The organism is Pseudarthrobacter sp. 01T43, assembly GCF_056398665.1.
This window is the reverse complement of the sequence record NZ_JBFTPV010000043.1, coordinates 1-8,685: the sequence shown is the minus strand read 5'-3', so window position 1 is coordinate 8,685 and position 8,685 is coordinate 1. Positions and strand designations below refer to the sequence as shown.

5 protein-coding genes are annotated in these 8,685 nt (G+C 56.9%); 1 reads left to right on the top strand and 4 read right to left on the bottom strand.

Annotated features, from left to right (window positions below; translation table 11 throughout):
• Positions 1–29: 29 nt before the first annotated feature.
• Positions 30–797 carry a cache domain-containing protein gene (locus tag AC1DIM_RS19380; RefSeq protein ID WP_477712111.1) on the top strand — a complete coding sequence of 256 codons (768 nt, stop codon included), beginning with the start codon at positions 30–32 and terminating at the stop codon, positions 795–797.
• 364 nt (positions 798–1,161) lie between these two features.
• Here the strand turns inward: AC1DIM_RS19380 and AC1DIM_RS19375 are convergent, their stop codons facing one another.
• The 4 genes from AC1DIM_RS19375 to AC1DIM_RS19360 all read right to left on the bottom strand — a co-directional run bounded on the left by AC1DIM_RS19375 (position 1,162) and on the right by AC1DIM_RS19360 (position 8,656).
• Positions 1,162–2,625, bottom strand: coding sequence for a purine-cytosine permease family protein (locus AC1DIM_RS19375; protein ID WP_477712110.1), 1,464 nt, complete (start codon positions 2,623–2,625; stop codon positions 1,162–1,164).
• Positions 2,626–3,289: 664 nt separating this feature from the next.
• Positions 3,290–4,528 carry an agmatinase family protein gene (locus AC1DIM_RS19370; RefSeq protein WP_477712109.1) on the bottom strand — a complete coding sequence of 413 codons (1,239 nt, stop codon included), beginning with the start codon at positions 4,526–4,528 and terminating at the stop codon, positions 3,290–3,292.
• A gap of 176 nt (positions 4,529–4,704) precedes the next feature.
• Positions 4,705–5,913 (bottom strand): HoxN/HupN/NixA family nickel/cobalt transporter, encoded by a 1,209-nt coding sequence (locus tag AC1DIM_RS19365; protein ID WP_477712108.1) that lies wholly within the window; start codon positions 5,911–5,913, stop codon positions 4,705–4,707.
• A 2,035-nt stretch (positions 5,914–7,948) separates the two neighbouring features.
• Positions 7,949–8,656 carry a cache domain-containing protein gene (locus AC1DIM_RS19360; protein WP_477712107.1) on the bottom strand — a complete coding sequence of 236 codons (708 nt, stop codon included), beginning with the start codon at positions 8,654–8,656 and terminating at the stop codon, positions 7,949–7,951.
• Positions 8,657–8,685 lie beyond the last annotated feature (29 nt).

Below are 8,685 nucleotides of genomic sequence, written 5' to 3'. Positions count from 1 at the left end.
AGTTACGCCTAATCAATTCAGGATGACCAATGAAAACCGACGATGAAGTCGTACATGCTGCTGATGCCCTCACTCGCTGGCTCAGCGGCGTCTACAACGAGACCAACGAGCTCGCCAGCAACGTTTCCTCCATGCTCGAGAAAAATCTCGCCGCCAAGGCCAAGGCCGGTAAGTCTGTACTGGCAGGACTGGACAAAGTCGCATGGAGGTTCCTCGAGAAGAACCCTTTTGCTACCGGTGCAGGGACATTTGTCGCCGCGGAAGCAGTTGAGGAAGGCGGACGACCTTTTGAATGGTGGTACCGCAAAAGCTCCGGCGAAAAGGAAAGGCTTGATGCTGACCGGATGCCAGGAAGCCAACGATATTACGACTACGAGAAGCTGCCCTTCTTCACGACCGCCGCTTCCACGGGGGAGCAGACCCTCTCGGGCCCGTATCTGGACTACCTCGGCGTGGAGGAATACATCCTCTCATTCACCGCACCGATTTTCGTTCACGGAAACTTTACGGGAGTAGCGGGATGCGACATCCGGATCAAGGACCTGGAACCCCTCATCATGCCCCACCTGCTCGCCGTCCCAGGGAACGCCGCCCTCATCAACGCCAACAACCGCGTCATCCTCGGCAACTCCGGGATGTACCTCATTGGCGACCGCATCAAATCCGGAGCCCCAAACCAGCACAGAACGCCCCTGGACGTTCCACACCTGGGACTCTCACTACTCTCCACCACGTATCCCCCAGTGGACCTTCCCGCTGTAGTCGCCCGGGGAATCAAGTCAAGTGTGCGCGCTTAGGTTGAATCGTGGGATCAGTTGATTCTGCCCGAATGGCAGGCAGCTTTTGGGAGCTCTGTTGTGGGTTGTTGGGGGTGAGTAGGTCTATGCAGAGGACTTAGATCCGGAGTTAGATCCGGATCCGGTTCAGGGGCTTTTTCGTCTTTCCGACGTTCTTGGACGTCCATCGCGGACTTGGGCACCGGCCGCCCCAGAGGGCGGCGGAATCTCGCTGCCGGTCAGACCCCGTCCCGGTCCCGTTGGGGTTTTCCACTCCGACACCATAAGCCGTGCGGTTCCTGTGTCCTACGCATAAAGCAGGAGATAGAGGCGACCTCCTGCCCGGTATCTAGCGATCCCGGGCAGGAGGCCAAGTTCCTTCGGGTTAGATAACGTCGCTCATGAGTTCGGGGGCTTGGAGGGGACTGGGTTCCCGCTTCGCCCGGAATGCACGTGCCGCCACGTAGTAGAGGGGTGAGACCACAACCAGCCCGACGATCCAGGATATGTCGACGCCGCCCATGGCTTCGGCAGCGGGCCCGGTGTAGATGGCTGTTGCCGAGAAGGGAACTTGGATTACTGCGCCGGCCAGGTACGAACAGATCGCAACCCAGTTGAACCGTCCGTACACCCCGCCGTCACGCTTGAAGAAGTCTTCAACCCTGTAGTCGCCATGGCGGAGAAGGTAGTAGTCCACCAGATTGATGGCTGTCCAAGGAACCAGGACGTACATCAGGAAGGAGAGGAAGTTCGTGTAAAAGAGGATGAAATTGTCTCGTGCAAAAATTGAGACTAGGAGAGCGACGGTGAACAGGAGAACTGCCGCAACGGCTCGGGTCTTGGCGCGCGGCAACCAATTAGGCTTGAACGTCTGGCCAATAGTGAGGCTGCACAGGACTCCACAGTAGAGATTAATTGCATTTTGCGCTGCTACTCCGAGGCAAAAAATTCCCATACATACCATGGTCCATGGCTGGATCAGGGAACCCAGGCTGCCGGGGATTTCTACGGTGCCGGGGTCGGCACCCATGGTGACCGCAAKGGTTCCCACTAACGCACCCAGAATCATCGGGAAGAGCGTTCCCAAAACACAGCCTGAGTAGGATGCCCAGAACGCCGGCTTCGAGCCGGTGCCTTGAGGCAAGTAGCGGGAATAGTCCGAGACGTAGGGAGCGTAGGCGAGCTGCCATAGGGCGGAAACGGAGACGGCACCCATGAAGCCAGCCCAGCTGAAGTTACCCTGGTCCAGGAAGGTGGGTGGCAAGCCGTGGACAAGAAGGATCCAGGCGAAGGCCAGAAGCAGTGCCAACCCGGACACGATGCTCAGGAAGCGTGCATAGGCGTGGATGAGCCGGTAGCCAAAAATTGTGGCGACAACGCTCACGACGCCAATGGCAATGATACCCGCATCTACACTGATGCCCGGGCTGACTGAGGCTAGCGCTTCGCCACCAAAGACAAGGTTTGCGGCGAAAAACCCGAGGTACATGACCACCACGAGCACTACGATCAGCAGCGCTCCGTACGAACCGAACTGGCCGCGGGTCTGAATCATCTGTGCCACGCCCAATTGTGGGCCTTGGGCCGCATGCAGGGCCATGAAGATGGCACCGAGGAGGTTTCCAATTATGATTCCGATGACGGCGGGCACAAAGCCGAGTCCGAACACCGTGGTGGCAAGTCCGCCGGTCACCATGGTCATGATCATGATGTTGGAACCGAACCAGATGGTGAAGAGGTCCCGGGGCGTTCCGTGGCGTTCGTTCGCCGGGATAGGCTGAATAGTCTTATCCTCGAGCCGGGGAACTTCCTGACTGGCAGCGGGATTGCGTGGAGTTTCAATTGTCATGCTGGCATCCTTCATTCATAGCTGCCGAGCGGCGTTGCTGGCAACTTTCGGTGATTGGGAGGTTAGGACGCTCGCCGTTCTGGGCGAGAAATAGGTAGTCACTGCTGGCGACGCACACTACTGCCGATAGCGGCAAAGCTTTGCCTGCGAGCCCTTTTACGCAACACAATTGCCGCGCTGCAGGGGAGCCCGTCCGCGGACAGGCTGCTGGTCGAGTTGCGCGCGACCTCTGCCGTCATTGCTCACGTCTGCCGAATCATGACCTGGTTCTTTCGCAATACCTGCGCTGCCGGGGATGAAAAACCCTCCGCGGGCAGCACAGGTCTGCAAGTACCGCTGGCTGTGTGACCTGAGCTGGCAGAGGCTGCGCCCCAGTGGTGGCGTCCCGAGCCTTTCAAAGGTGCGGGACGCCACCGTCGCTCCGCGGGTTAAACGATCGCCTCTCGGAGTTTCCTCCGGACCAGTACCGCGTCAGTGGCAACTCAACCGTGAGCCAAAACGGGACGTCGGGAATATCGAAGAGCGCCCTTAGCATGGGATATGGCGAGTTTGTCGAGGACAATCGAAGCAAAACACACGATCCAGGAGGTCTCACCCCTACCCTGCCGCCGTGAGGCCCACCGGGGCACTGCCCCAGCCGCACTCTTTCCGGGAAGAGCTCTACTTAGCCACGTCGGGTGGCATCTGGGTTGAGAACAGCCTCCTGCTCCCAAGTACCAAGTGCGTCGCTATTGTGGAGACCCTGAGTTCCAGGCCGCTTGCCCTTAGCCGAACGGGAACCGATCTGCTCGGTTTTTACCATGGTTCCAAGAACGTCCAGGATCGCCCTGCAACCAAGTTGTGCAGTCGACTCCGACGTGTCGTACGGAGGTGAAATTTCGACGACTTCCATGCCGATGATCCCCTCGGCCGCCACTTGCCGCAAGGCTCTGAGGGCTTCACGGGGGATGAGTCCACCGGGTTCCGGGGAACCTGTACCGGGAGCGATTCCGCCGTCCACAACATCGACGTCAAAGGACAGATAAACGGCGTCGCAACCTTTCCAGGCTATTTCCAAGGCTGCTTCAACGGCCCTGTCGATCCCCATGTTCTCGAGGTCACCAATTGTCATCACTGTGGTGTCGCGTTCTCGGGCCACTTTGAGTCCGTGGCGCGCGCCGTACCATCCGCCAATGCCTATCTGAACCAAATTTTCGGGTCGTACGTTAGGAATGTTGGTTGCGTGGTAATAGTGGGTGGTGTGCATACGTTCATCCATATCTTTTTCCATGATATCGATGTGTCGATCAAAATGAACAATGCCAATATTGCCGTCAAAATGCTTAGCGATTCCCCTGACAGTTGGGTACCCAATGGAGTGGTCCCCTCCGACAATTATCGGGAAAGTCCCTTTTTCCATTATGTACGATACCGCTCGGTCGATCTGATCAAAGGACTTTTCAATATTGCCAGGGATTGTAAAAACGTCGCCGGCATCACATATACTCATCTCTTGTCCTAGATCCACCGCGAGGTCGAGGTTGTACCCATCGTACAGGGCGGAGATATTGCGCACCGACTGGGGCCCAAACCGGGCCCCTGAACGATATGTTGTTCCAGTGTCGAAGGGAACGCCTAAAAATGCTGCGTCGAATTGCCCAACCTGTGAGATGTCTTCGCAATATGGCGTTTTGAGAAAAGTCTTTATTCCTGCAAAGGCTGGTTGCGACCCTCTGCTAAAGGTAGTAATGGTACGGTCCTCGACCGAGTCAGCTGCCTCAAGTCCCAATTTGAGATTGCGGGCGCTTGCCCTCTCATGGACGTCTGTCGGAATCTCCGCCAAAAGATCCAGGTTTGCTACTCCTTGAAGTGACCGACGGTCAAAACCATCAACGTTTTCCGACTTATCCGAGTTCTTGTTCATTATCTTCACTTTCAGTAGATTGCGATTTTGGATTTATTTATTGAACTGGTGTCCATAACCTGACGATTTGGTGCCCGTTGCCGTGCCATTTCGATGACCGCGGATACGCGCCTTCGGGTCTCACAAAATATGTGCATCAGTCCCCTGCTTTCAGTTGGATTTTTTGAAGGAAGATTTTAAGAAGCTCGTAAGGTGCCTGATTGTTTTGCAGTCGTAGTTGGAGCCGCATTCCGGGATCGCAACGTGGACACTCCCCAGACCAGCGCTAGGAGTCCCACGAGTATCAGGCCCGCATCGCCTAGGTCCATACCGCCCAGCCAGGTGCTAGCCGGATCTTGGAGTTCGAATGCAGCGTTGACGAAGCCAGTCAGTGTGATCACTGAGATGAACAGTGCAGATATTGCCGAAATGCCGGTGATCACGGCGTTGAAACCGAGCTTGCGCGAGGGGTTCTTTATGGCTGATTTGTACATCTTCATCATCGCGACGCCATTGACGGAGTCGCACAGCGTCATGGCCGCGGTGAATGCCAGCGGGAGCGCCATCAAGGCGAAGGGTGAAACACCGGCGAGCGACGCTGTTGTTGTAATGACCAGCAGTCCGATGGTCGTGGCGGTGTCGAACCCCAGCCCGAACAGGAAGCCGATTACATAGATGTTCCGTGGACGTTCTACTTTGGATAGCGGCTTGGCGAGGAGTCGCGCAATGAGGCCTTTGGCCTCGAGGTCGTCCGCGCGGAGCTCACCGCCGGCCCGTACATTACGGTAGACCTGCGAGGCGCGAAGGAAAGCTGAACCATTGTATAAACCCATCGCGAGGAGGAATAGCCCGGAGACAGCACTACCTATGAGGCCCAGCACCTTATTCTCCAGAGTGCCGTCGTCCATGAATTGTCCGATGGACGTCGCTCCCGCCACGAGCAACAGCCCAGCAAGGGTCACCACGGAACTGTGGCCCAGGCTGAAGGCGAACCCCACGCTCACGGGGTCCTTGTGTTGCGCCACGAACTTGCGCGTGGAATTGTCGATGGCGGCCAGGTGGTCCCAGTCGTAGCTGTGCTTGATGCCGGCTAAATAGGCGGTAATCACCAGCCCGAGCGCAAGCGGCTGCGCAGCAGCTGCCGCGCCGGCCAACAAGAGTACGAACACGGCAACATGCAAAGCGGCTACCGATCCAAACGTAAATAGCAGCCGGGTCTGCAGGGACAACTTTTCCCGGTCCCGGTACACGGCCAAGAGACGAAGCGGACCGGATTCTTTCGGCGGCAGATGCACTGGCTTCGACCATTCCGGACGGACGGCAGAACGTGAGATCTCGCCGCGGCTAAGCGGCTCAAGGGGATGTGTTGGCCCCTCGACGGCTTTGGTTTCAACGCTGAAAGCCATGGTTTTCTCCTTGGTTCTTTGTGCGAGATGAGGTCCCCATGGCACTGGCAGTCGACGTGCTCCCAGGCATGATTGGGCGCTTGACGAATGCCGTGGCTGGCCACTCATAGGATGGAAAACTGTTCAGTGGAAGCGGGTCCAGCTTCCTTGGAGCTGATCTGCAAGTTCCCGTCTGCGCTGACATGACAACTTGTGAAGACCAGCAGAGATCTCCTCTTAAGTCTGTTGGGTGATGCGGGTGGCGTGACAGTTCGGGAGTGACGGGGATGACGGGACTTTGCGGGGGTGATGCGTGTCACGTGCTTCCGTTGGAGAAAAGCTACGGCACTTAAATCTTGTAGTCCAGCATTAATTAAATTTTTTTCTGTCAGGCTCTTTTGGCTATTTCTCTCGGAGTTACCCCATCGAGTGGAGTTTGCGGTCTTTGACCTAGCCTCGGGATTGCTGCCGCACAATGAACGGCCCTAGCTAGGTCCAATAAAAAAATCTGGACCAAATGTTTTAGGAGGCCTATTTTTGCTACATAAATAACTGAACGTGATCCCAGTCACGGTAAAAAGTAAAGCTGGTGTCGGCTGTCGCAGTCCGTATCAGGCAACACGGGCCATAGTCAACCGGACGAAGCAGAAATCAGAAAGGTCTCGCCATGTCCCCCCTTCCTAGATTCCATCGACCTTCGCGTCCCGAGCCGGCGCGTCTTGGGCAAGCGCCTTGAGGCGGCCGTGAAGAAGCTCCAGGAGCGAGCGATGCTCACAGGAACGCACGGCATTTTGATCCCACGCAACAAGGCCGGCCACTATAGGGCCGCGCTCTCTGAGCGAATCCCGTTTGGAATATCGGGCAAAGTCGTGCGCTAGGTACGTATCACTGGTGTCTCTGTCCCGAAAAACCGCAACAACTATCCTCCCCCGATCCGAGAAGGAAGTGCAGTATGAATGGCTTTGACGGTGCGGTTAGCAGCAGGGTGCTGGCAGCCCTCGCGCGCTTTTGGCATGAAGTCGCCGCGGCCCTCATTAGGGGGCTGCAACGGGGCCATTACTAATAACAAAGAGGCATGATCGGAGATGGGAGTCATGCACCGGCTGCCCACACCCTCAGTGAGCGAGAAAAGTCGCTGCGGTCGGGTCTGCCCAGATCGTTGCGGAGCCGGATGACGACCGGCGCTGCACACGGTCCTGAACGCGGTCCAATGTACTGGGGTACACGCCGACTGCCAGGGCAAGCTGGATGCTGTAAAGCCACGTGGTTCGTTCCGCGAGCTGGGGTGGACCGAAGGAGTACGTCTGGGATGGGGCTTAGTGAAGCGGGCAATGGGCGCAGCGGTGAAACCTTGGCATTTATTGGTGCGTGCGCCCTGTCAGCTCCTGCAGAGCCCATAGGTTGGTCAATTCGCCAAACGACTGGAAGATGACTTCCCTAAGAGGGAAATGACACGGTGACCACTACCAGCTGTAAGCAGGGAACCTTATTTCCAAAGCCTTTACAAGACAAATAGACAATGAGAAGCACGTGAATTTCATGCCCAGCCGGTCGTCCATGAATGCGCGGACCTTTCCGCAGGCGAAGAAATAAATGCCTAAAGTGGCAGCCATTTCAAACGTCTTTAGGCCGCGCCGAGAGCGACGGCTCCACGGCTACCAACCGCACCTGAGACATGTGTTCGATAACCTTTTCAGACGAACGACCTCGTGCGGCGTGGACTTTCTCTGACTTTGATGTTGTTTAGGATTCTGGACCCCAAAGGGATCTGTCCCGCTTGTTGGCGGATTCACTCCTTAGATTGAAGCTTCCCATGCCCCATCCAAAAGCTCACCGCCACTCCGCTTTCGCGGTGCCAGAGGCGGTCTTTGTGGAGTCCATCATCCACAATGACAACCAACCGTGATCACCCTGTATGCAGCGCAAGGGTCTGCCCTGCATGCCGACGCCTCGATGCGATTACGTCCCGTCCGCGCACGGGGCAAGCATCCTGCCATGAGTACGAGTCAGGGGCGAGACTTAACAACGGTTGCCAACTTCTTCAAAGGTTCTGAGGTCACGTGGTGGAGAGTAGTGAGAGTCCCAGGTGTGGAACGTCCAGGGGCGTTCTGTGCTGGTTTGGGGCTCCGGATTTGACGCGGTCGCCAATGAGGTACATCCCGGAGTTGCCGAGGATGACGCGGTTGTTGGCGTTGACGAGGGCGGCGTTCCCGGGGACGGCGAGCAGGTGGGGCATGATGAGGGGTTCCAGGTCCTTGATCCGGATGTCGCATCCAGCTACTCCCGTAAAGTTTCCGTGGACGAAAATCGGGGCGGTGAATGAGAGGATGTATTCCTCCAGGCCGAGGTAGTCCAGATACGGGCCCGAGAGGGTCTGCTCCCCTGTGGAAGCGGCGGTCGTGAAGAAGGGCAGCTTTTCGTAGTCGTAATATCGTTGGCTTCCTGGCATCCGGTCAGCATCAAGCCTTTCCTTTTCGCCGGAGCTTTTGCGGTACCACCATTCAAAAGGTCGGCCGCCTTCCTCAACTGCTTCCGCGGCGACAAATGTCCCTGCACCGGTAGCAAAAGGGTTCTTCTCCAGGAACTTCCATGCGACTTTGTCCAGTCCTGCCAGTACAGACTTACCGGCCTTGGCCTTGGCGGAGAGATTTTTCTCGAGCATGGAGGAAACGTTGCTGGCGAGCTCGTTGGTCTCGTTGTAGACGCCGCTGAGCCAGCGAGTGAGGGCATCAGCAGCATGTACGACTTCATCGTCGGTTTTCATTGGTCATCCTGAATTGATTAGGCGTAACT

Bases quoted from the DNA above. Each gene is read 5' to 3' on its own strand.
- AC1DIM_RS19380 (WP_477712111.1), top strand. From the start codon at position 30: ATGAAAACCGACGATGAAGTCGTACATGCTGCTGATGCCCTCACTCGC.
- AC1DIM_RS19370 (WP_477712109.1), bottom strand. From the start codon at position 4,528: ATGAACAAGAACTCGGATAAGTCGGAAAACGTTGATGGTTTTGACCGT.
- AC1DIM_RS19365 (WP_477712108.1), bottom strand. From the start codon at position 5,913: ATGGCTTTCAGCGTTGAAACCAAAGCCGTCGAGGGGCCAACACATCCC.
- AC1DIM_RS19360 (WP_477712107.1), bottom strand. From the start codon at position 8,656: ATGAAAACCGACGATGAAGTCGTACATGCTGCTGATGCCCTCACTCGC.